15 protein-coding genes are annotated in these 23,505 nt (G+C 59.7%); 12 read left to right on the forward strand and 3 right to left on the reverse strand.

All coding sequences use genetic code 11. The features are described from left to right. Positions 1-36: 36 nt before the first annotated feature. Entirely contained in the window at positions 37-1,722 is a 1,686-nt protein-coding gene (gene argS / locus J3364_RS15740; protein WP_349559219.1) for an arginine--tRNA ligase, read from the reverse strand. A 206-nt stretch (positions 1,723-1,928) separates the two neighbouring features. Next, positions 1,929-4,106 (reverse strand): primosomal protein N', encoded by a 2,178-nt coding sequence (locus J3364_RS15745; RefSeq protein ID WP_349559220.1) that lies wholly within the window; start codon positions 4,104-4,106, stop codon positions 1,929-1,931. 194 nt (positions 4,107-4,300) lie between these two features. Between J3364_RS15745 and rpmE the strand changes: the two genes are divergently transcribed. Both rpmE and J3364_RS15755 read left to right on the forward strand, forming a co-directional pair. Next, a complete protein-coding gene (gene rpmE, locus J3364_RS15750; protein WP_123634171.1) occupies positions 4,301-4,519 on the forward strand; it encodes a 50S ribosomal protein L31 in 219 nt (72 codons plus the stop codon). Positions 4,520-4,836: 317 nt separating this feature from the next. Then, entirely contained in the window at positions 4,837-6,102 is a 1,266-nt protein-coding gene (locus J3364_RS15755) for a malic enzyme-like NAD(P)-binding protein (RefSeq protein WP_203143894.1), read from the forward strand. A gap of 78 nt (positions 6,103-6,180) precedes the next feature. On the opposite strand, the gene J3364_RS15760 is transcribed toward J3364_RS15755, so the two are convergent. After that, complete coding sequence (locus tag J3364_RS15760; protein ID WP_502882522.1) at positions 6,181-8,634, reverse strand: penicillin-binding protein 1A; 2,454 nt, start codon at positions 8,632-8,634, stop codon at positions 6,181-6,183. A 185-nt stretch (positions 8,635-8,819) separates the two neighbouring features. On the opposite strand from J3364_RS15760, the gene J3364_RS15765 reads away from it, so the two are divergent. From J3364_RS15765 to J3364_RS15810, 10 genes are all read left to right on the forward strand, one after another. Next, positions 8,820-9,887 (forward strand): pilus assembly protein PilM, encoded by a 1,068-nt coding sequence (locus J3364_RS15765; RefSeq protein WP_203143898.1) that lies wholly within the window; start codon positions 8,820-8,822, stop codon positions 9,885-9,887. Further along, a complete protein-coding gene (locus J3364_RS15770; protein ID WP_349559222.1) occupies positions 9,887-10,456 on the forward strand; it encodes a PilN domain-containing protein in 570 nt (189 codons plus the stop codon). The genes J3364_RS15765 and J3364_RS15770 overlap by 1 nt, the downstream gene beginning before the upstream one ends. Continuing rightward, positions 10,453-11,067, forward strand: coding sequence for a type IV pilus inner membrane component PilO (locus tag J3364_RS15775; protein WP_349559223.1), 615 nt, complete (start codon positions 10,453-10,455; stop codon positions 11,065-11,067). Before J3364_RS15770 ends, J3364_RS15775 begins: the two co-directional genes overlap by 4 nt. Before the next feature lie 2 nt (positions 11,068-11,069). Next, positions 11,070-11,630, forward strand: a complete 561-nt coding sequence (locus J3364_RS15780; protein WP_349559224.1) for a pilus assembly protein PilP — start codon at positions 11,070-11,072, stop codon at positions 11,628-11,630. A gap of 65 nt (positions 11,631-11,695) precedes the next feature. Further along, positions 11,696-13,756, forward strand: coding sequence for a type IV pilus secretin PilQ (locus J3364_RS15785; RefSeq protein ID WP_349559225.1), 2,061 nt, complete (start codon positions 11,696-11,698; stop codon positions 13,754-13,756). Between the two features lie 129 nt (positions 13,757-13,885). Further along, positions 13,886-14,452, forward strand: coding sequence for a shikimate kinase AroK (aroK, locus tag J3364_RS15790; RefSeq protein WP_203143910.1), 567 nt, complete (start codon positions 13,886-13,888; stop codon positions 14,450-14,452). Beyond that, positions 14,445-15,533: a 3-dehydroquinate synthase gene (gene aroB / locus J3364_RS15795; RefSeq protein ID WP_349559226.1), complete on the forward strand. Its 1,089-nt coding sequence runs from the start codon at positions 14,445-14,447 to the stop codon at positions 15,531-15,533. The genes aroK and aroB overlap by 8 nt, the downstream gene beginning before the upstream one ends. A 30-nt stretch (positions 15,534-15,563) precedes the next feature. Continuing rightward, positions 15,564-17,252: an AAA family ATPase gene (locus tag J3364_RS15800; RefSeq protein ID WP_349559227.1), complete on the forward strand. Its 1,689-nt coding sequence runs from the start codon at positions 15,564-15,566 to the stop codon at positions 17,250-17,252. Between the two features lie 277 nt (positions 17,253-17,529). Next, a complete protein-coding gene (gltB, locus tag J3364_RS15805; RefSeq protein ID WP_203143920.1) occupies positions 17,530-21,978 on the forward strand; it encodes a glutamate synthase large subunit in 4,449 nt (1,482 codons plus the stop codon). Positions 21,979-22,048: 70 nt separating this feature from the next. After that, positions 22,049-23,467 (forward strand): glutamate synthase small subunit GltD family protein, encoded by a 1,419-nt coding sequence (locus tag J3364_RS15810; protein WP_349559228.1) that lies wholly within the window; start codon positions 22,049-22,051, stop codon positions 23,465-23,467. The last annotated feature ends 38 nt before the right edge of the window (positions 23,468-23,505 follow it).

The raw sequence follows: 23,505 nt of genomic DNA on the forward strand, positions 1-23,505 counted from the left end.
GGTGATGGGCCTCGCGCTGGACTGCTGTCCTGTGGGTTACATCTCTTCCGGTGCGCCGACGCCGATCAGCGACAGGCCGTTGACCAGCACCTGCTGAACCGCCAAGCACAGAGCAATGCGTGCATCGCGGATGGTCTCGTCTTCCACCAGGACCTTGTGAGCGTTGTAATACGTGTGGAACTGCCCGGCCAGGTCGCGCAGGTAATGGGTGACGTGGTGCGGTTCGCGCGTGGCGGCCGCATTGGCGATCAGTTCCGGATACTGGGCCAGGCGATTGGCCAGATCCCGTTCCTCTTCCAGCCCCAGGCCGTCCAGGCGTTCCACCAGCGCCTGGCGGTCGGCCTGGATACCTTCGGCGGCCAGCTTGCGCAGCACGCTGCAGATCCGGGCATGAGCATACTGGATGTAATAGACCGGGTTTTCATTGGTCTGGGAGCGGGCCAGGTCAATATCGAAGGTCAACTGGGAATCGACCCGGCGCGCCGCCAGGAAGAATCGCGTGGCATCACGGCCGACTTCGTCGATCAGGTCGCGCAGGGTGACGTAGCTGCCGGCGCGCTTGGACAGTTTCACTTCCTCGCCGGAACGGGTGACCAACACCATCTGGTGAAGGACATAATCCGGCCAACCTTGTGGAATGCCGGTTTTCAGGGCCTGGAGGCCGGCGCGCACCCGCGTGACCGTAGAGTGGTGGTCAGCACCCTGTTCGTTGATCACGGTGGTGTAGCCACGGCGCCACTTGTCCAGGTGATAGGCGACGTCCGGCAGGAAGTAGGTGTAGCCGCCGTCGGTCTTGCGCATGACCCGGTCCTTGTCGTCACCAAACTCGGTGGTGCGCAGCCAGGTGGCGCCTTCCTTTTCATAGGTGTAGCCGTTGTCCGTCAGCATGCGGACGGTTTCTTCCACCTTGCCATCGCTGTACAGGGACGACTCCAGGAAATAGACGTCGAACTCGACGCCGAAGGCCTTGAGGTCCAGATCCTGCTCGCGGCGCAGGTAGGCCACGGCAAAGGCTTTGATCGCGTCCAGGTCGTTCGCATCCGCCTTGGCGGTCACTTCCCGATCGTCGGCGGTCACCGTCTCGCCGGCCAGGTAGGCCTTGGCCACATCGACAATGTAGTCGCCGCGATAGCCGTCAGCGGGCCAGCCTTCGTCCTCAGGGGTCTTGCCCTGGGCGCGGGCCTGAACAGACAGCGCCAGGTTGTCGATCTGGGCGCCGGCGTCGTTGTAGTAGAATTCTCGGGAAACCTGATACCCGTTGGCTTCCAGCAGTCGCGCCAGGCAATCGCCAATCGCCGCACCGCGACCGTGACCGACATGCAGCGGACCGGTCGGATTGGCTGAGACGAACTCGATCTGTACCGATTCGCCCTGGCCACTGTTGTTGCGGCCGTAGGTTTCACCGGACTCAATGATCGTGCGCACAATGTCGAAGCTGCTGGCGTCACTCATGAAAAAGTTGATAAAGCCCGGACCGGCAATGTCGACTTTCTGGACGGCCGGGCTGTCCGGCAGCTTGTCGATCAAGGCCTCGGCCAGTTGTCGCGGTGGCTTCCCAGCAGCCTTGGCGGTGGCCAGGGCGACGTTTGTAGCGAAATCGCCGTGGGCCTTGTCGCGGGTGTTGTCGACATTCGGCGTGAACGTCTGGTCGGCCGGCAAAACGCCGTCGGCCTGGAGCGCCGCAATGGCGGCTTCAAGTAGCTGGGTTACCGTGTCTTTCATGCTGGCAGATGACTCTGTCGGATCGGAGCATTGAATGGGCTGAAAGAGCCTCTGATGAACCCCGGAACGGCCTCGGCACGTTGTTTCAGCCGGAGGCTAGTCAGTAGCTCATCAGAGGCCCCGGAACGAGCCCTCTCGAGGATCGCGTATTATCGCGGAAAGCCCGGCCTTTCTCAATGTGGTGGACCACTATCGGGTGTCCGGGACTACCCGGTTTCCAGGGGATCGATATCCACCTGCCATTTCAGTGTGGCCGGCTTCTTTTCATTCTCAAGGAAATAACACAGGTTCGCCAATGTCGACTGCATGGGCCCGCGTCGATCGCTGAGGAAGATCAGCTGTGCCCGGTGGCGGTCCGCGCGTCGGGCAATCAGCGCCGGCAAAGGCCCCCAGGTTTCGATGCGATTGTCCCGGATCTGTGCCTTGGCGGCATCGAGCAGGGACAGGCTTTCCTCCATGGAGGCGGCTTCTGCCCGAAGCAGGGCCATGGCCCGGAAGGGCGGCAAGCTGAGCGCCTCGCGTTCTGCCAGGATGTGCTCGGCAAGCGCCGGATAGTGGCCGTCGCAGAGCTGGTTGAGAAGTGGGTGCTCGCTGTGGCAGGTCTGGATCAGAACGGTGCCGGGGATGACGCCGCGGCCGGCGCGACCGCTGACTTGCAACAGCGTCTGTACCAGCTGTTCCGGTGCCCGGAAGTCCACGCTGAACAAGCCGCCGTCGGCATTGACCACCACCACCAGTGAGACGTTGGGGAAGTCATGACCCTTTGCCAGCATCTGGGTGCCCACCAGGATGCACGGCTCACCGGTATTCACGCGTTCGAGGATGCGATCAATGCTGCCGCGATTGCGCGTACTGTCCCGGTCCACCCGGATCACCGGGGTGTCGGGAAAGGCTGATTGTAGCACGTCTTCCGTCCGCTCAGTGCCCTGGCCAATGGGTTTATAGGCGTCGCTGTCGCAATTCGGGCAGGTTTGTGGCGCGGCGGTCTGATAGTCGCAGTGGTGGCAGCGCAGGGCCCGATCGCGGCGGTGAAAGGTAAGCCGGGAGTCACAGCGTGGGCATTCGCTGGTGTGACCGCAGTCAAAACACATCATCACCGGAGCAAAGCCACGGCGGTTGACGAAGACCAGTACCTGCTCCTGGCGTTCGATCCGTTCGCGGACGGCCTGCAGTGCGCGAGGTGACAGGCCGCCCTCCAGCGGTCGGCTGCGGATGTCGAGCAGCCGCATGGTGGGTGGCCGGGCCTCGCCGGCCCTTTCCTCCAGTCGAATCAGGCGGTACTTTCCGGATGTGGCGTTGTGCCAGGATTCGATCGACGGCGTGGCTGATCCGAGGATCACCGGGCATTGGTTCAGATGGGCCCGATACACAGCGAGATCCCGGCCGGAATAGCGAAAACCGTCGCCCTGCTTGAAGGACGTATCGTGCTCCTCGTCGACAATCAGGGCTCCCAGCTTCGTAAAGGGCAGGGTGACCGCCGAGCGGGTGCCGATGACAATGACCGGGTCGCCCTGGCGGATGCGTAGCCACGTGTGCAGGCGTTCGCCGTCGTTCAGGGCTGAATGCCAGACGGCAATGCGGTCGCCGAAGTAGCGGGTAAAGCGTCGCACAGTCTGGGGGGTGAGGTTGATTTCCGGGACCAACACCAGGGCCTGCTGATCGTCGGAGAGATACCGCTCTATATAATGAAGATAGAGTTCGGTCTTGCCGCTGCCCGTGATGCCATAGAGCAGTGAGGCGGTAAATCCCTCGTCCGGGCGGGGGAGTTGTCCAAAGGCCACGTTCTGGGCGGGGGTTAGCTCCGGCAGGGTGTCGACAGGCGTGGGCTTGCGGGAGCTGAGCCGCTCTTCGGCGTAGGCTTCACGGATCAGTTCGCGGTCCGCCAGGGCTTTCAGCTGGGTGCGAGAGAAACCGGCCGCCAGGATGTCCTTCTGCCCCATCGGCTCGCCGAGATCCGACAACCAGTCGAGCAAGGCCTTTTGGCGCTTTGCCTGGGCCGGCAATGGCGTGGTACTGGCGTCGGGGACTATGGTCCATGCTTGCTCGGCGGGTTGCGACGCGGGTCGCCCCCGGCGAAGTGCCGGAGGCAGCCCCATAAATAGACACTCGCCGAGCGGATGCTGGTAGTAACTGGCGGCCCACTGCAACAGGGTACGAGTCTCATCGGGCAACGCTGGCCAGTCTTCGAGGACGGCGCTGATGGGTTTGAGCTTGATACCTTCTGGCGGCTGGACGCCGGTGTCCACGACAAGGCCGACCAGCGACTGGCGGCCGAACGGAATACGGACTCGCTGACCTGGTTGCACAACCATGCCGTCGGGAATCCGGTAGTCGAACAGTCGTCGCAGGGGGCGTGACAGCGCAATGCGTGCCGTCTGGGTCACAGGGTCTCCGTCATTGGGAAAAGGAAAGGCGCAGTATAAGGGAACACTGCTACAGGCTCATCTATTGCGAATCAAGGGAATTCTGATATGATTCGCCGTCTGATTTTGGCGGCATTTTAACCGCCATGGCCATTTTACCCCATGCGGTGCCTGGCAGATGATCAGGTGGCGGCATATGCAAAGAGGGTTTTCCCATGAAAGAAGGTATCCACCCGAAGTACGAAGAGATTACTGCAACCTGCAGCTGCGGTAATGTCATCAAGACCCGTTCCACGATCGCCCGTGACATGCAGCTGGACGTTTGTTCCCAGTGTCACCCGTTCTACACGGGTAAGCAGAAGGTGATGGACACAGCGGGTCGTATCGACCGGTTCCAGAAGCGTTTCGGCGGCCGTATCAAGAAAGGCAGCTGATCCGCGGATCCATTCCGCCGATAGCGGTGGAACAAGCAAAAAAGGCGCCAAATGGCGCCTTTTTTGCTTATGTGAGGCATGAAAAAATTCATGGTTACGGCTGGTCAGTATTTGCGCAGCCGCCCTTGTTTGAGCTGGGTAGTCACGCCATAATGTCGCGCTCGCGCCAGCGCTGGCGGAGAACTATAAAGTGAGAGTGGGGCCGGGGCTATGCCGTTCATTCGGGCATTGTCCGTGTCGATCGTTGACCGGATCGTTCACCTTCGGCCCATATAATGACGCTCCACCCGATTAACGTGACAAACGGAACAGTGGCAATGTCTCAAGATCTGAAAGCAGCGGCCCTCGATTATCACGCCAACCCCCGCCCGGGCAAGCTGAGCGTTGAAATCACCAAGCCGACGCGGACATCCCGCGATCTTTCCCTGGCCTACAGCCCGGGCGTGGCTGAACCGGTCCGCGAGATCGCGAAAGACCCCGAGAATGCGTACAAATATACCGGCAAGGGTAACCTGGTTGCTGTCATTTCGGATGGTACGGCCATTCTCGGGTTGGGCAACCTGGGTCCTCTGGCGAGCAAGCCGGTCATGGAAGGCAAGGGCGTTCTGTTCAAGCGCTTTGCCGGTATTGATGTCTTTGACATTGAAGTGAATTCCGAAAGTCCGCAAGCGTTTATCGAGACCGTGGCCCGGATTGCCGATACTTTCGGCGGTATCAATCTGGAAGACATCAAGGCGCCCGAGTGCTTTGAAGTTGAGCGTGCGCTGAAAGAGCAATGCAACGTGCCGGTATTCCACGACGACCAGCATGGCACGGCCATCGTGACGGCGGCCGGCATGCTCAATGCGCTGGAGCTGCAAGGCAAGAAACCGGAGGAGGCCCGGGTGGTTTGTCTGGGGGCCGGCGCCGCCGCGATTGCCTGCATGAAACTCCTGATCAGCTGCGGCATGAAGTCCGAGAATATCTTCATGCTGGACCGCAAGGGCGTGATCCATGCGGGTCGTGACGACCTGAACCAGTACAAGGCCATGTTCGCGACGGAAACCGAGTTCCGCACCCTGGATGACGCGATCGACGGAGCGGATGTCTTCGTGGGTGTATCCGGTCCGGACCTGCTGTCGGCTGAGCAGCTGAAGAAAATGGCTCCGAACCCCATCGTCTTTGCCTGTTCCAACCCGGATCCCGAGATCAGTCCCGAAGTGGCCCTGGCTGCGCGCGACGACCTGATCATGGCGACCGGCCGGTCGGACTACCCGAATCAGGTCAACAATGTCCTGGGCTTCCCGTTCATCTTCCGTGGTGCGCTGGACGTTCGTGCAACGGCCATCAACGAAGAGATGAAGGTGGCCGCGGTTCATGCCATCCGCGATCTGGCAAAAGAGCCGGTTCCGAAGGAGATCTGCGAAGCCTACGGTGTGGAGAGCTTCGAGTTCGGCAAGGAATACATCATTCCCAAGCCGATGGATGTGCGTTTGCTCGAGTTCGTGCCGGCGGCGGTTGCCCGTGCGGCGGTCGATTCCGGCGTCGCGCGTCATGCCTACCCGGCACACTACCCGCTGAAGTCGATCGACGACATTCGGTAAGTCGCCGGGCACAAAAAAAACCGCCGAAAGGCGGTTTTTTTTGTGCCCGGAATACCGGTTGAGGTAAGCATTGGGGCGCTAGAACAGTTCCTGGGGCATGACCGCGTCGCCGTTGTCCTGGTTGCGAATGGTGTCGGCTGACTGCTGGGCCGGCACGTTTTCTTCCCGGAACAGTTCAAAGATGGCGTCGGAGTTGCCCGGCGCTGCGCGCTCGCCCGTCTCCGGATCGATCTTCACGGTCACGATGCCGTTGGGGCGGGGCATATACGACGACGGCGCATCCTTCAGGGCGACTTTCATGTAATCCAGCCATACCGGCAGTGCGGCAACGGCGCCGTATTCGCCGCGCCCCATCGGCCGAGGGGTATCGAAGCCCACCCAGGCCGTCGTGGCCAGGTCGTGATTGAAGCCGGAGAACCAGGCATCCCGCTGCTCATTGGTGGTCCCGGTTTTGCCGGCTACGTCCTTGCGGTTCAGGGCGAGGGCGCGGCGGCCGGTCCCTTTTTCGATCACGTCGCGCAATATTGAGTGCATGATGTAAACCGCGCGCTTGTCCGCCAGACGGGGTGCCGTGCGGATAGCCGGGAAGCCGGCATCCGGTGTGGGCGATCGGGCCGCCAGGTCGGCGCAGTCGTCGTCGCACTGAATGACGCTGGGAGCCGCGTAAAGGATATTGCCGCGGCTGTCTTCGATGCGGTCGATCAGATACGGCGCGACGTCATAGCCGCCGTTGGCAATGACCGCAAAGCCGCGGGCTACTTCCATCGGGGACAGGGTGCCACTGCCTAGAGCCAGCGTCAGGTTGTGCGGCATGCCCGACGTGTCGATTTTCAACTGCTGAAGGTAATCGAGGGTGTAGTCGATGCCGATCGAGCGCAGCAGACGGATTGAGACCAGATTGCGGGACTGGTACAGCGCCTTGCGCAGGCGGGTCGGCCCGGCAAAGCGGCTGCCCGAGTTTTCCGGACGCCAGACCGATTCCTGGTCGGCATCGTCCAGGACGATCGGGGCGTCATTAATGACCGTGGCCGCTGTCTTTCCCTTCTCCAGGGCGGACAGGTAAAGGAACGGTTTAAAGTTGGACCCCGGCTGACGTTTTGCCTGAATGGCGCGGTTGTACTTGGATTCCTCAAAGCTGTAGCCGCCAGTCAGGGCCTGAATGCCGCCGGTTTTTGCATCCAGCGAGATCAGCGCGCCTTCGACCTGGGGCAGTTGTTCAAGAGCCATGGACGGTTTGGCGACCGTTTCGGGTAATTCGTCATTCGACGCAGAGGAACTGGGGGGCAGTGATTGCGGGCGGGCGTACACCACATCCCCGACCTTGAGAACGTCCGCCGGTTTCGTCGGCTCGGATCCACGCCGGTTCTCATTACGGTACTCGCGCGCCCATTTCATGGTGTCGAACGGCATGGTGGTTTCACCGGTCGGCTGGCTGTATACGGTGGCTGAATCATCGCTCAAATTGGTGACAACGACCGGTATCAGGCCGGGATAGGCCGGGTAGCTGTCCAGCGCCTTGTCGAGCTCGCCGGCTTCCAGCGTTTCTTCGTCCAGGTGGCCCAGTGGGCCACGGAAACCATGGCGATGGTCGTAGGCTTCGAGGCCGGCCTGAAGAGCGTCGTTGGCGGCTTTCTGTTTCTCGCTGTCGACCGTCAGGTACACCTTGTAGCCGTCGGTGTAGGCGTCGTCACCGTAGCGTCTGACCATCTCCGAGCGGGCCATCTCGGCCACGTAGTCGGCTTTGAGCTCATGCTCTGCGCCGTGGAAGCTGGCGGTAATCGGTGCACGTGACGCCAGGTCGTAGGCGGTGTCCGAGATATAGCCCAGTTCGCGCATGCGCTGCAGGATCCAGTTGCGGCGGGACAGGGCGCGCTGAGGGTCGGCGAGTGGGTTGTAGGCCGACGGCGCCTTGGGCAGACCGGCCAGCATGGCCATCTGAGCCAGCTCCAGTTCATTCACCGGTTTGCCGTAATAAACCTGGGACGCGGCCTGGATACCGTAGGCCCGATTGCCCAAATATATCTTGTTTAAATACAGCTCCAGGATCTTGTTCTTGGGTAGTTCACGCTCTATCTGAAAGGCAAGCAGTATCTCGTTGAACTTCCGGATAAAGGTACGTTCCCGTGTCAAAAAGTAATTTTTTGCAACCTGCATTGTGATGGTACTGCCCCCGGAGCGGATCGAACCGGTGGTTACCAGTTCCACTGCAGCCCGCACCAGGCCTTTGATGTCGACCCCATTGTGCTCGTAGAATCGCGAATCCTCGGCGGCCAGGAAGGCATGTAACTGAAGGTTGGGGATCTGTTCGATTGTGATCGGAGCCCTTCTCTTTTCACCGAATTCTGCTATTAATCTCTTGTCGCTGGAATAGACCCGAAGCGGTGTCTGGAGCCGGATGTCGACAAGTTGATCGACAGATGGCAAACCCGGGCGCAGGTAAAGATAGAAACTTGAAAGCAGCATGGCGCCGATCGAAAGGCCGAAAAAAAACAGCCATGTACTAATGCGAGTAAAGCGGATCATTCGGGACATTTTTTCTGACAACTGTTAGATATAGGTCTATCATCTGAGAAATTGCTTTAGAAGGATAAGGCATCCTCAAAGTTCACTTTGCCTTTCTTCCAAGAAGAAATCGCATTGTAGACGCAAAGCAAAACAAATTCTCTTAAATAAAAAAGTCGTAACCGGGTGCATTAAACCAGGTATAGGGTGAGCGCGTGTTCGGATTGTTCGGTAAAAAGTCCAGTGCTGTGCTGGGTATCGACATCAGTTCAAGCTCGGTCAAGCTTCTGGAACTCTCCAGGCAGAGTGGCGAGCGGTACAGGGTTGAGAGCTATGCGGTAGAACCGCTGCCTGCCAACGCTGTTGTCGAGAAAAATATCACGGATGTGGAGGCCGTCGGTGACGCGTTGCGCAAGGTGGTGAGCAAGGCTCGCGCCAGCGCAAAGCAAACCGCGGTGGCTGTGTCTGGGTCGGCGGTCATTACCAAACTGATTCAGATGAATGCCGGCCTCAATGAATTTGAAATGGAAGACCAGATCGCGCTGGAAGCCGATCAGTACATTCCCTATCCGCTGGACGAGGTCGCCATCGACTTTGAAGTCCAGGGCCCTTCGGAAACCAATCCCGATCAGGTCGACGTCCTGCTGGCAGCCTGCCGCAAGGAAAACGTCGATATCCGGGAAGATGCGCTTTCCATCGCGGGGCTTTCCGCCAAAGTGGTCGATGTCGAGGCGTATGCCCTTGAGCGGGCCTACACGCTGGTCGAGCCGCAATTGGACTCACAGGGTGAGGAGTTGGTGGTCGCGATTGTCGATGTGGGCGCCACCATGACCACGCTGAGCGTTCTGGCTGACGGCAAGACTGTTTACACGCGTGAGCAGATCTTCGGTGGTAAGCAGCTGACCGAGGAAATCCAGCGCCGCTACGGCCTGTCCCTGGAAGAAGCCGGGCTGGCCAAGAAGCAGGGCGGATTGCCGGACGACTACGAGGTGGAAGTGCTGTCCCCGTTCCGGGAGGCGGTCGTCCAGCAGGTGGCCCGTGCGCTGCAGTTCTTCTTCGGCGCCAGCCAGTATAACGCGGTTGACTATGTCGTCCTCGCCGGTGGTACAGCGTCCATTCAGGGACTGACCGAGATGGTTGAGGAGAAAACGGGCACCGCTACATTGGTGGCTAACCCGTTCGCCGATATGGCCGTGGGCTCCCGGGTCAATGCGTCCGCGCTGAGCAACGATGCGCCGTCGCTGATGATTGCCTGTGGTCTGGCGATGAGGAGTTTTGACTGATGGCGAAGATTAACCTCAGACCCTGGCGCGAGGAACTGCGGGCGGAGAAGCAACAGCAGTTCGTCGTCATGATTGTGGGCGCGGGCATCATTGCTGCTGGCCTGGGCTTCCTGTGGAAGGGGCACGTGGACGACCAGATTTCCTACCAGGAATCCCGTAACGCCTACGTCCAGAATGCGATGAAGTCCCTGGACTCCCAGATCAAGGAAATTGAAGACCTGCGTCGCAAACGCGACGAGCTGATCGCCCGGATGAAGGTGATTCAGGACCTGCAGGGCAAGCGCCCTGTGATCGTCCGGGTGTTCGACGAACTGGTTAAAACCCTGCCCGACGGGCTTTTCTACACCGACCTCAAGAAAACCGGCGACAAGTTGCAGATTACGGGCATGGCGGAATCCAACAACCGGATCTCCAACCTGATGCGTCAGTTCGAGGATTCCGAGTGGTTCGCGAATCCCAACCTGACCAACGTGTCGTCCGCTGACAGCCGCCGCGCCGGCTACAGCCAGTTCAATCTTTCGGTGGACCAGAAAACGCCGGAGCCCGAAGAGGAGGGCAAGAAAAAATGAGCCTCGCGGACTCTCTGAAAAGCCTGAACGAATTTGACGTCAATGACCTCGATCTGAATAACGCCGGCATCTGGCCGATGCCGATCAAGATCATTGTCATGCTGTTGGTCTTTGGCCTGATCCTCGGTGGCGGCTACTGGTTCTTCGTCAAGGACGAATACAGCCAGCTCAGCCGGGTCGAAAAGAAAGAGGTAGAGCTCAAGGACCAATACGAGCAGAAGGCCTACAAGGTGGCCAACCTGGCGGTCTTCAAGAAGCAGATGGTCGAAATGGAAGAGACCTTTGGTGCGCTGGTCAAACAGTTGCCCAGTGATACCGAAGTGCCCGGTCTTCTGGAAGACATCACCAATACCGCCGTAGGCAATGGTCTTGAGCTTGATGAGATCAAGCTGCAGCCGGAGCAGAAGAAGGATTTCTACATCGAGCTGCCGATCAACCTCAAGGTACGCGGTACCTATCACGAGCTGGCTTCTTTTGTGAGCAGCATTGCCGGATTGCCGCGAATCGTGACCTTGCACGACTTTACCATCAAACCAACGGGAGGGGCCGACAGCCAGGTGCTTGAAATGCAGGTGCAGGCTCGGACCTACCGTTACCGGGCTGGGGAGTAAGCATGATGAGCAAGCATGCCTGTAAAGCCTGGACAACGGTCTGTTTGGCGACACTGTTAACGGCCTGTTCCCAGGGCAATGGCTTTTCCGATCTGGATCAGTTCATGTCGGAAGCGCGGTCCAAGCCGCGCGGTCACGTTGAGCCGCTGCCTGAGTTCAAGGCCTATGAGGCTTTCACCTATTCGGCGGCCGATCGCCGCTCACCGTTTGAGGTGCCGGTGGAAGTCCAGCTCACCATGGTGGATGAAAAGCCGCAGAGCGATATCAAACCGGATTTCGATCGTCCCAAGGAAGTTCTGGAAAACTTCCAGCTGACGAATCTGCGGATGGTCGGCACGTTGAAGCGGGCGGACAACAGTGGTGATCTGTATGCGCTGGTCAAGGACAACACCGGTGGGATTCATCGTGTCCACAAAGGCAACCATATGGGAGAGAACTACGGCCGTGTAGTCGGCGTCAACGAGACCCGTATCGAGCTGGTGGAAATTGTGCCCAATGGCAGCGGTGGTTGGGTTAAGCGGCCGCGAACCCTTGAACTGGACCAGGGCCTGGATCAGGGCTAAGGAGCGGCGACATGAATAATTCAAGAAATCTGTGTGTACAAAATAGGTTGGGGTCGAGGCTAACGATGTTCAGAAAAACTGTATTGATAATCGGCATGGCTGCTCTCGGCATGATGTCCGGCTTGGCGAACGCCGTCAGCCTGAATGATGTCGAATTCACGGCACTCCCGGGCGACGGGACTGAGGTGGTTCTGAAGTTCGATGGGACTCCGCCGCAGCCGACCGGCTATACGATCGAGCGTCCGGCCCGAATCGCGGTGGATCTCAAAGGGGTGGACAGTGCCCTGCAGAGCCGCAGCATCTCTTTGGGTAGCGGTAATGCCCAGAGCATGACGGTTGTCGATACCAAGGACCGGACCCGCCTGATCTTCAATCTGGTGGACCTGGTTCCCTACACCACGAACGTGGCCGGTAATACCATCACCATGAAGATTGGCGGTGGTGAAGATCAGGCGGCGACGTCCCAGACGACGCCTAGCACCCCGGTACAGTCCGCCGTTTCGTCGGCGTCGTCTCAGGACGCCATTTCCAACGTCGATTTTCATCGTGGCGCGGATGGCGAAGGTCAGATTGTCGTCAGTCTGTCCAACCCGAAAACGTCTGTGGACCTGTCCGAAACCGGCGGTCGAATCCGTCTGGTGATGGATGGCACGCAGGTCCCTGAATCGCTGCGCCGTCGTCTGGACGTCACCGATTTCGCGACTCCGGTCACGCGTGTGGACACGTTCATGCAGGGCGGTGATGCAGTTGTCGAGATTCGCCCGAAAGGCAACTACGACTATCTGGCCTACCAGGCCGGCAACGAGTTTACGGTGAGCGTTGAACCGTTGTCTGACGAAGAGGCGGAGAATCGTCGCGAAGAGAAGTTCCCGTACACCGGCGAGAAGCTGTCCCTGAACTTCCAGGACATCGAAGTTCGCTCGGTCCTGCAGTTGATCGCCGATTTCACGGGTCTGAACCTGGTGGCCAGTGACACGGTCAGCGGCAGCATTACGCTGCGTCTGCAAAACGTGCCCTGGGACCAGGCTCTGGATCTGATCCTGAAGACCAAAGGTCTGGACAAGCGTCAGATCGGTAACGTCCTGCTGGTGGCGCCGGCGGACGAGATTGCCGCCCGCGAGCGTCTGGAACTGGAAACGTCCAAGCAGATTGCCGAGCTGGCGCCGGTTCGTCTGGACATCATCCAGGTCAACTACGCCAAGGCGGCGGATATCGTGGCTCTCATTCAAGCTGACGAGGAACTGATTTCCGAAAGAGGGTTCGTTTCATCTGATCCGCGTACGAATACTATCAGTGTGCGAGAAACTGCCGATAAACTCGAGCAAATTCGGCGTTTAGTCTCAACTTGGGATGTGCCAGTCCGTCAGGTGCTTATTGAGGCGCGTATTGTTCGGGCTTCGACCGATTTGGCTGAGGAGCTCGGTGTGCAATGGGGGGTTGAAGGGCGAGGTAACGCCAATGGCGGTGATAACAATGTGGTGGTAGGTGGTACCCAGAGCGGTATCAGCAACATTTCTTCCGGTTCGCTGACCCTGCCGTCTGACAGTCTGAATGTTAATTTGGGGGTCGCGGACTCCAACGCCTCATCTATTGCCTTTGGCTACATCGGTACGGACTTCCTTGTGGATCTGGAGCTGTCTGCTTATGCCAGCGATGGCCAGGCGGAAATCGTAGCCCAGCCGAAGGTGGTGACAGCGGACCGCCAGACGGCGAAAATCAAGTCGGGCGAAGAAATTCCCTATCAGGAAGCCTCGTCCAGTGGCGCAACCTCCGTTTCCTTCAAAGAAGCGGCGCTGTCGCTGGAGGTGACGCCGCAGATTACGCCGGACGACAAGATCATCATGGATCTGGCGGTGAATCAGGATTCACGTGGACAAGAAACAGCCGGTGTACCGAGTATCGATACCAACGAAGTCACCACACAGGTACTGGTCCGCAACGGTGAAACAGTGGTTCTTGGCGGTATCTTCCAGTCCGAAAAATCCACCACCATTACCAAGACACCGTTCCTGGGCGATATTCCCTACCTTGGAGCGCTGTTCCGCAACAAGTCGGTGGTTGATGAGCGCAGCGAGCTGCTGGTCTTCATCACGCCGAAGATCCTGAAAGGCGACCTGATCGACTGATCACTGCCAGGATCCCAAAAGCCGTCTCGGATGAGGCGGCTTTTTTGTTTGTACCGAGGCGAACGGGCGCTTATCGCGGTATTGGCGCCTGTGCTATGCTCACCGCCCTGTATTGGATTGAGCAGAACTATGCCGTTGCCGGAACGTATTGTGCTCGTGGGCCCTATGGGAGCCGGGAAAAGCACGATTGGACGCCTGTTGGCCAGAGAACTGGGCTATCGCTTTATCGACTCCGACCGTCTGATCGAAGAGCGTTGTGGGGCCAATATTCCGTGGATCTTCGATGTCGAGGGCGAGAGCGGCTTTCGAACCCGGGAGAGCAATATCCTGGAGGAGCTGTCCCATGAAACCGGTGCTGTGATCGCGACTGGCGGCGGCGCGGTCATGCGCGAAGAAAACCACGCCAGTTTGCGTCGGGCTGCGTTGATCGTTTACCTCAAGACCTCTGTGGACCAGCAGTTTGAGCGCACCCGGCGTGATCGAAACCGCCCGCTGCTCCAGCATGACGATCCCCGCGCCGTATTGCAGGATCTGTTTGATCGACGGAATCCGATTTACAGCCAGCTTGCCGATATCGTGATGATGACGGATAAAAAGAGCCCGAGACTCGTCGTGCGCCAACTTATTAATCGCATCAAGCCACGGACGTCCCGCAAGAAACGGCACCTGAGGAAGGAAGGACACAAACATGCCTGACGTCGCACGCACGCTAACGGTCGATCTTGGTGAGCGCAGCTACCCGATCCTGATTGGCCAGGGGCTGCTTGGATCCGTGGACCTGTCTTCCCATGTCCGGGGTGATCGTGTCCTGATCGTGACGAATGAGACCGTGGCACCACTTTATCTGGAGCGCGCGACCGGATCGTTCCCCGGTAAGACGGTCGACAGCGTCGTTCTTCCGGATGGCGAGCGGTATAAGAACTGGGAAACGCTGAACCTTATTTTCGACGCCCTGCTGGAGAATCGGCATACCCGGAAAACGACGCTGGTTGCTCTGGGTGGTGGCGTGATTGGCGATATGACCGGCTTCGCGGCGGCCTGCTATCAGCGTGGCGTGCACTTCATACAGATTCCGACATCGTTGTTGTCGCAGGTGGATTCCTCGGTCGGCGGCAAGACGGGTATAAACCATCCGCTTGGCAAAAACATGATCGGCGCGTTTCATCAGCCGGAAGTCGTGCTGATCGATACGGATACCCTGGGCACCTTGCCGCCGCGGGAGCTGCCTGCGGGATTGGCGGAAGTCATCAAATATGGCCTGATTCGTGAGCCAGCCTTTCTGGAATGGCTGGAAGCCAATATGGCCGCCCTCCGGTCACTGGACGCCACCGCGATGGTTGAAGCGATTTACCAGTCCTGTGCCTGCAAGGCGGAGGTGGTCGCAGTGGATGAGAAGGAGGGCGGGTTACGTGCCATTCTCAATCTTGGCCACACGTTTGGCCACGCTATCGAAACCTTTACCGGGTATGGCACCTGGTTACACGGCGAGGCCGTCGGAACCGGCATGTTGATGGCGGCTGACCTGTCCTGCCGTCTTGGTTATCTCAGTGATGACGATTTGGAGCGTGTTGCCCGCATCCTGCAACGTGGCGATCTGCCGCTTGAGCCGCCCGCTGGAATGACGCCGGACGATTTTCTGGGGCTGATGGCGGTCGACAAGAAGAATGTCGATGGGGCGCTGCGGCTGGTTCTGCTGGAATCGCTGGGCAAAGCGGTCGTGACCTCGGACTTCCCCGCACAAAAGCTGGACGAAACGCTCGCCCGGTTTTGCAACTGAGTATCGCGAATTACGAACACGGAAGATGCCATGGCAGTTGACGAACAGTTGACCAGCGACCCCGGTGGTCTGTTTCAACGACTCCAGTCCCGCTATGGGCTGGGCCAGGATCCGCTTGCCATGGACGTGCCTTTCTACCCCGGAGGGCAGCGCGAGTATTCGCTGGAAACCCTGCGTCACCTGGCGGCATTCGGAGATATGGCCATCCTGGTCACCGGCGCCCGGGGTGCCGGCAAAACCCGCGTGCTGGCCGAACTGGTCCGTCACGAGTCCGATCGCCTCGATTTTCAGCGTCTGAGCACCACCGATCTGGCCAGCGAACAGGCTCTGGCCGATTGCCTGCTGGCGATTGCCCATCAGGGGCTGGCTACCGGGCGCACGGTCCGCGACGCGATTTACAACTTCTTCAAGTGGAGTGAGAAGGCGACTCTCCGGGGCCGCCGTATCATCCTGCTGGTCGATGACGCGGATCATATGGCGGCGCCGATGTTGCGGATGCTGGTGGCGGCGTTTACGCATGCGGATCGGGGGCAGGCGGCCGTCCCCGTGCTCTCCGGCTCGGATACCTTGCTCGATATGCTGGACAGCGAAGGGGGCGGTCTGCAGCATCAGGCTCACCAGATTCATCTGCGACCTCTGAATCGCGATGAAATTGCCGATTACCTTCGGCCAAGAATCGCCAAGGCCGGGGGTGATCCGGATGTGCTGTTAGCGGCGAGCCACCTGAAAAAACTGCATGAGTTGGGGCAGGGCAGTTTCGGTCGTCTCAAGCGAACCGCGCCCGCCGTCTGGCTGGACATGGCTGGCCATCAGCCGGCGGCAAGACGAAACCGCATGAGTCCGCGAAAACTGGTCATTCCGCTAGCGGTGTTGCTCTTGCTGGGCGGCTCATGGCTTATGGTGTCCTGGCAGTACGATGATGTGGTTGCACACCAGAACGACCAGCCGGCGCCCGTTGAGCGCAAAACCATAAGATTGGGGCCCGATGAGGAGTCCTGGCACCCAGAGGCTGAAACGACGTCTTCTCCACAACGATCGGCTCCCGATGTGTCGCTGAACGATCCGATATCGGCTTCCGAGGCCAAGGCCAATGAGGTTCCTACAGATGCGCCAGCCGGCGATGGGGCGCACGATCAATCGCCAGTCGCCGGGGACGAAGCGCTTGCGGCTGACGAGCCAAAGGCGGACGAGGTGGCTGCAGCGGACTCTGTCGCGGCGATAGCGCAACCATCCGAGGCTGAGTCAAAGGAAGTGCCGCAGCCGACCCCGGCTGATCAGGCCAATGTGGTGGCTGAGCCGGAGGCAGCACCGGCGGAGACATCCAACGAGAACAATCAACCACAACCGAATGCATCGACAGCTCAGGCTGACACAGAGGCAGCGGTCTCCGCCGACCAAACCGCCGATGAGACTCCCGGGCGGGCTTTCAAGCCGCAGGCACCTGATCGTTTCACGCCTGTCGAAGCACTTCGGGCCGGCGCAGGCCTGACAGCGCAGTTTATCGCAGGTTACGAGGAAAAGACGGCTCTCGACTTCCTGAGTGAGCACCCGGACATTGAGGGCATGGTCTACACCCGCTCTACAAGAAAGGGCAAACCGTGGTATGTTGTGGTGTACGGGCAATTCTCCAGTCGTAACGAGGCCCGTCAGGCCGTGAGCGATCTGCCACAGGGGTTGGCCGAGCACGACGTCTGGATTCGCTCGCAGTCCGGCCTTTGATGATGTGCCAGGGCCGTCAGGTCTGATTCGCAACTGGCGCAGCGTCGTTGCCAGGAAGTAAGCCGTCCCGGCACTTACGGTGCGGTTTTTATTCTTTTTTGTTCCAATCTCATCAATTTTATATTCCGTCAGTGCGTTAAAAATCGCTCAACGATTTGAGTACGTATTACTGCGCATGTAAAATGGCCAGCCCCCATTTTCAGTGTCAGTGGGTAATGTGCCTGGGCTCGGCACCTATCCTGTTGATTGAAAAGAATATTTTAGTGAGAGAACGCTTATGATGACAGGTTTGTATCATCCCGGTGAGTTCAGGGACAACTGTGGATTCGGCCTGATTGCCCATATGAAGGGCGATGCCAGCCACAAGTTGCTGCAAACTGCCATCGAGTCGCTGACCTGCATGACCCACCGTGGTGGGATTGCGGCGGACGGCAAGACCGGTGACGGCTGTGGCTTGTTGCTGCAGAAACCTGACGCATTCCTGCGCAAGGCCGCCAAGGCAAGTCTGGGCAAGACGCTCGGCGACCTGTACGGCGTTGGCATGATTTTCCTCGATCAGGACGAGAAGAAAGCCGAACGGGGCCGCAAGACCCTCGAAAAGCATCTTGTCGACCAGGGGCTGGAGATCGTCGGGTGGCGTGAAGTGCCGACGGACAGCAGTTGCCTCGGCCCCATGGCGATGGACTGTTTGCCGCGTATAGAGCAGGTGTTCGTTGAGCCGGCGGGCAAGGATGAGCCGGCATTCGGTATCAGTCTGTTCCTGGGGCGCCGCCACGCCGAGCGCGAGATGGCGGATGATCCCGAATTCTACATCTGCAGCCTGTCGCACAAGACGATCTCCTACAAAGGCCTGATGATGCCGGTGGATCTGCCCACCTTCTATCAGGATCTGGGCGACCCGGACCTGCATACGGCCATCTGTGTCTTCCACCAGCGCTTCTCCACCAACACCATGCCGCGCTGGCCGCTGGCGCAGCCATTCCGCTTCCTGGCGCACAATGGCGAGATCAATACCGTCGAGGGCAACCGGAACTGGGCGATCGCCCGTGCCTCCAAGTTCAAGTCGCCGGATCTGCCGGATCTGCAGACCCTGCAGCCGCTGGTCAACCGGACCGGTTCCGACTCCTCCAGTATGGATAACATGCTGGAAATCCTGCTGGCCGGTGGTGTCGACCTGTTCCGTGCGGTGCGGATGATGATTCCGCCCGCTTGGCAGAACGTCGACACCATGGATTCCGATCTGCGGGCCTTCTACGAATACAACTCCATGCACATGGAGCCGTGGGATGGTCCGGCTGGTCTGGTGCTGTCCGACGGTCGTCATGCCGTATGTATGCTGGACCGGAACGGTCTGCGCCCGGCGCGCTGGGTTATCACCAAGGATGACTTCATCACACTGGCGTCCGAAATCGGCACCTACAGCTACAAACCGGAAGACGTCGTGGCCAAGGGCCGTGTTGGACCGGGCCAGATGCTGGCGATCGATACCGAATCCGGCGAAGTCCTGCACACCAAGGATATCGACCAGCGCCTGAAGAGCGCACAGCCCTACAAGCGCTGGCTGCGCGAGAACGCCCTGCGGGTCGAGGCGACGCTGAACCAGGACACCCCGGAATTCAAACTGATGGAAAGCGACGAGCTGAAAATCCATCAGAAGATGTTCCATGTGTCCTTCGAAGAGCGGGACCAGGTGCTGCGCCCGCTGGCCGAAAGTGGCCAGGAAGCTGTGGGCTCCATGGGCGACGATACGCCGATGGCTGTGCTGTCCAGCAAGGTTCGCCACGCAGCTGACTTTTTCCGTCAGAAGTTCGCCCAGGTGACCAACCCGGCGATCGACCCGCTGCGGGAATCCATCGTCATGTCGCTGGAGACCTGCTTGGGGGCTGAGCGCAACGTGTTCGAGGAAACGCCGGATCACGCCAACCGGATTATCCTGTCCACACCGGTGCTGTCGCCGGCCAAATTCCTGCGCATCGAGAGCAACGACCGGCCGGGCTTTGAAGTCGAGCGGATCCGCCTGAGCTACCGTCCTGAGCTGGGGCTCAAGCAGGCCATTGAAGCCGTCTGTGACGAGGCCGAGCAGGCCGTGCGCAACGGCAAGGTGTTGTTGATCCTGAGCGACAAGGACCTCAAGGAAGGCGAACTGCCCGTCAACGCGATGATGGCAACCGGCGCCGTGCACCACCATCTGGTCCGCAAAGGCCTGCGTTCGGACTCCAACCTGATCATCGAAACCGGCTGGGCGCGGGATCCGCACCACTTTGCCGTGCTGTTCGGCTTTGGCGCGACGGCGGTTTACCCGTACCTGTCGTACCAGATCCTCAATGACCTGATCCGCACCGGTGAAGTCATGATGGATCCGATCGAGGCCAAGAATAACTACCGCAAAGGCATCAACAAGGGCCTGCTCAAGATCCTGTCCAAGATGGGCATCTCGACGATCACGTCTTACCGTGGTGCCCAGCTGTTTGAAGCCATTGGTCTGGCCGACGAAGTGGTCGACCTGTGCTTTTGTGAAGTGCCGAGCCGCATCCAGGGTGCCGGTTTCTACGATTTCCAGCAGGATCAGGAGCTGCTCGCCAGTAACGCCTGGAAGCAGCGTAAGCCCATCGCCCAGGGCGGTGTCCTGAAATACGTCCACGGGCAGGAATACCACGCGTTCAATCCGGACGTTGTGAACACCCTGCAGCGTGCGGTCATCGACGGTAACTACGGCACCTATCGTGAATACGCCGGCCTGGTAAACGAGCGTCCGGTGGCGACCCTGCGCGACCTGCTGACCTTCCGCAAGGACATCAAGGCGGTGGATCTGGACAGCGTTGAGCCGGTGGAAGCCATTTTCCCGCGCTTCGACTCTGCGGCCATGTCCCTGGGCGCGCTGTCGCCGGAAGCCCACGAGGCACTGGCGGTAGCGATGAACACCCTGGGCGGCCGTTCCAACTCCGGTGAGGGCGGTGAAGATCCCGCCCGTTACGGCACCGAGAAACGCTCCAAGATCAAACAGGTGGCCTCCGGCCGCTTTGGTGTGACCGCGGAATACCTGCGCAGCGCCGACGTCATGCAGATCAAGGTGGCTCAGGGCGCCAAGCCCGGTGAGGGCGGCCAGCTGCCGGGTGGCAAGGTCAACGAACTGATCGCCCGTCTGCGCTATTCCGTACCGGGAGTCACCCTGATTTCACCGCCGCCGCACCACGATATCTACTCCATCGAGGATCTGGCGCAGCTGATCTTTGACCTCAAACAGGTCAACCCGAAAGCGCTGGTGTCGGTCAAGCTGGTATCCGAGCCGGGTGTCGGTACCATCGCGGCCGGTGTCGCCAAGGCCTACGCCGATCTGATCACCGTCTCCGGTTACGACGGCGGTACCGCAGCCAGCCCGCTGACTTCGATCCGCTACGCCGGCTCCCCATGGGAATTGGGGCTGAGCGAAGCGCATCAGGCGCTGCGCGGTAATGACCTGCGCGGCAAGATTCGCCTGCAGACGGACGGCGGTCTGAAGACCGGTCTGGACGTGGTCAAGGCAGCCATCCTGGGTGCGGAAAGCTTCGGCTTTGGCACCACCCCGATGGTGGCGCTCGGCTGTAAATACCTGCGGATCTGTCACCTGAACAACTGCGCGACCGGTGTCGCCACCCAGAACGATCAGCTGCGTGAAGATCACTTCAAGGGCACCGTCGAAATGGCGATGAACTTCTTCCGCTTCGTGGCGGCGGAAACCCGGGAATGGATGGCCAAGCTGGGTGTCACCAGCCTGGAAGAGCTGGTGGGCCGGACCGATCTGTTGGAAGTCCTGCCGGGCGACACGCCGCGTCAGCAGAAGTTGAACCTGAATCCGCTGCTGCAGAACGATCACATTCCGGCGGACAAACCGCATACCTGTCAGGTGGAGCGCAACACGCCTTTCGATAAAGGTACGCTGGCTGAGCAGATGGTCAGTGACGTGAGCGAAGCGATCACCAATAAGGCCGGTGGCACCTGGCAATACCGCGTCACCAACTGCGATCGCTCCATCGGTGCCCGGATCTCGGGTGAAATCGCCCAGTTGCACGGCAACCAGGGGATGGTCGGCGCGCCGATCACGCTGGAGCTGACCGGCACGGCCGGGCAGAGCTTCGGCGTCTGGAACGTCGGTGGCCTGAACCTGATCCTCGAAGGCGATGCCAACGACTACGTCGGTAAAGGCATGACCGGCGGCAAACTGGTTATCCGTCCGCCGCGGGAAAGCAGCTTCAAGACCCAGGATACGTCGATCATCGGCAACACCTGTCTCTACGGGGCGACCGGCGGCAAACTCTACGCCGCGGGCACCACGGGTGAGCGTTTCGGTGTCCGGAATTCCGGGGCGCATGCCGTCGTTGAAGGCGTGGGTGACCACTGCTGTGAGTACATGACCGGCGGTCTGGTGACCGTACTGGGCAATACCGGCCACAACTTCGGGGCCGGTATGACGGGCGGTTTCGCCTACGTCCTGGACCAGCAGAACACCTTCGTGGACAAGTACAACCACGAGCTGGTGGAAATCCAGCGTATTTCCAGCGAAGACATGGAGCCGTACCGCAACCATCTTCGCAGCGTAATCCGTGAGCATGTGACGGAGACCCAGAGCGAATGGGCGGAGCACATCCTCGACAATTTCGATGACTATATTGGCCGGTTCTGGCTGGTAAAGCCCAAGGCGGCAAGCCTGCGCACCCTGCTGGCCAGCACTCGGGCGCGACCGGAATAACGGCCGCACGCGCCACATCGGCGGCGCCACCTGAACCCCGCATCGAAATTGAATACTTGAGAGTCGCGTGATGAAAGAGAGACTGAATAACGATTTCCAGTTTATCGAGGTTGGCCGTGTCGACCCGAAGAAGGTTCCGGCCAGTAAACGGAAAAAGGAATTCCAGGAAATCTACCACCCGTTCAAGCAGGAAGACGCTGCCAGTCAGGCGCATCGCTGCCTGCACTGTGGTAACCCGTACTGCGAGTGGAAGTGCCCGGTACACAACTACATCCCGAACTGGCTGAAGCTGGTGTCCGAGGGCAACATCCTGGAGGCGGCCGAGCTGTGCCACCAGACCAACTCCCTGCCGGAAGTCTGCGGCCGGGTTTGCCCGCAGGACCGTCTGTGTGAAGGGGCCTGTACCCTGAACGACGGTTATGGCGCGGTCACCATCGGCTCAGTCGAGAAGTACATTACCGACACCGCCTTTGCCCTGGGCTGGCGCCCGGACCTGTCTCACGTCAAGTGGACCGACAAGAAGGTCGCGGTGATCGGCGCCGGTCCGGCCGGCCTCGGCTGTGCCGACATCCTGGCCCGCAACGGCGTTAAACCGGTGGTCTTTGACCGCTACCCGGAAATCGGTGGTCTGCTGACCTTCGGTATCCCCGAGTTCAAGTTGGAAAAGAGCGTCATGGCGCGCCGCCGTGAGATTTTCGAATCCATGGGCGTCGAGTTCCGCCTGTCTACGGACGTGGGCACTGATGTGCTTCTGGAAGACATCATCGACGAATACGATGCCGTCTTCATGGGCATGGGCACCTACACCTACATGAAAGGTGGCTTCCCGGGCGAAGACCTGCCGGGTGTCTACGACGCGCTGCCGTACCTGGTGTCCAACGTCGACCGCCGTCTGGGCTTTTCCGCGACGGACAGCGAGTTCATCGATATGAAAGGCCAGCGCGTGGTGGTCCTCGGCGGTGGTGACACGGCGATGGACTGCAACCGCACCGCGATTCGTCAGCAGGCAGCCAGCGTGACATGTGCCTATCGTCGGGACGAGGCGAATATGCCAGGCTCCCGTCGCGAGGTGGCCAACGCCAAGGAAGAAGGCGTCAAGTTCATGTTCAACCGTCAGCCGATCGCCATCATTGGCGAGGACCGGGTCGAAGGCATCAAGGTCATCCAGACTCGCCTGGGCGAGCCGGACGAGAACGGTCGCCGTCGTCCGGAAGTGGTGCCGGGCAGTGAAGAGGTGATCCCGGCCGACGCCGTCCTGGTGGCTTTCGGTTTCCGTCCGAGTCCGGCGGAATGGTTCAACAAGCTGGATGTGAGCATCGACGATTCCGGCCGTGTGGCGGCACCGGAAGAGGCGGAGTACCCGTTCCAGACGTCCAATGCGAAGATCTTCGCCGGCGGCGACATGGTCCGCGGTTCGGATCTGGTCGTAACGGCTATCTGGGAAGGGCGCCAGGCGGCCGAAGGTATCCTCGATTACCTGGATGTCTAACGAGAGCAGCCGCAATACAACGGCACAGACAGATTGAA

The sequence above is a fragment of the Marinobacter sp. NFXS9 genome, from assembly GCF_040148665.1.
GTDB classification, from domain to species: domain Bacteria; phylum Pseudomonadota; class Gammaproteobacteria; order Pseudomonadales; family Oleiphilaceae; genus Marinobacter_A; species Marinobacter_A mangrovi.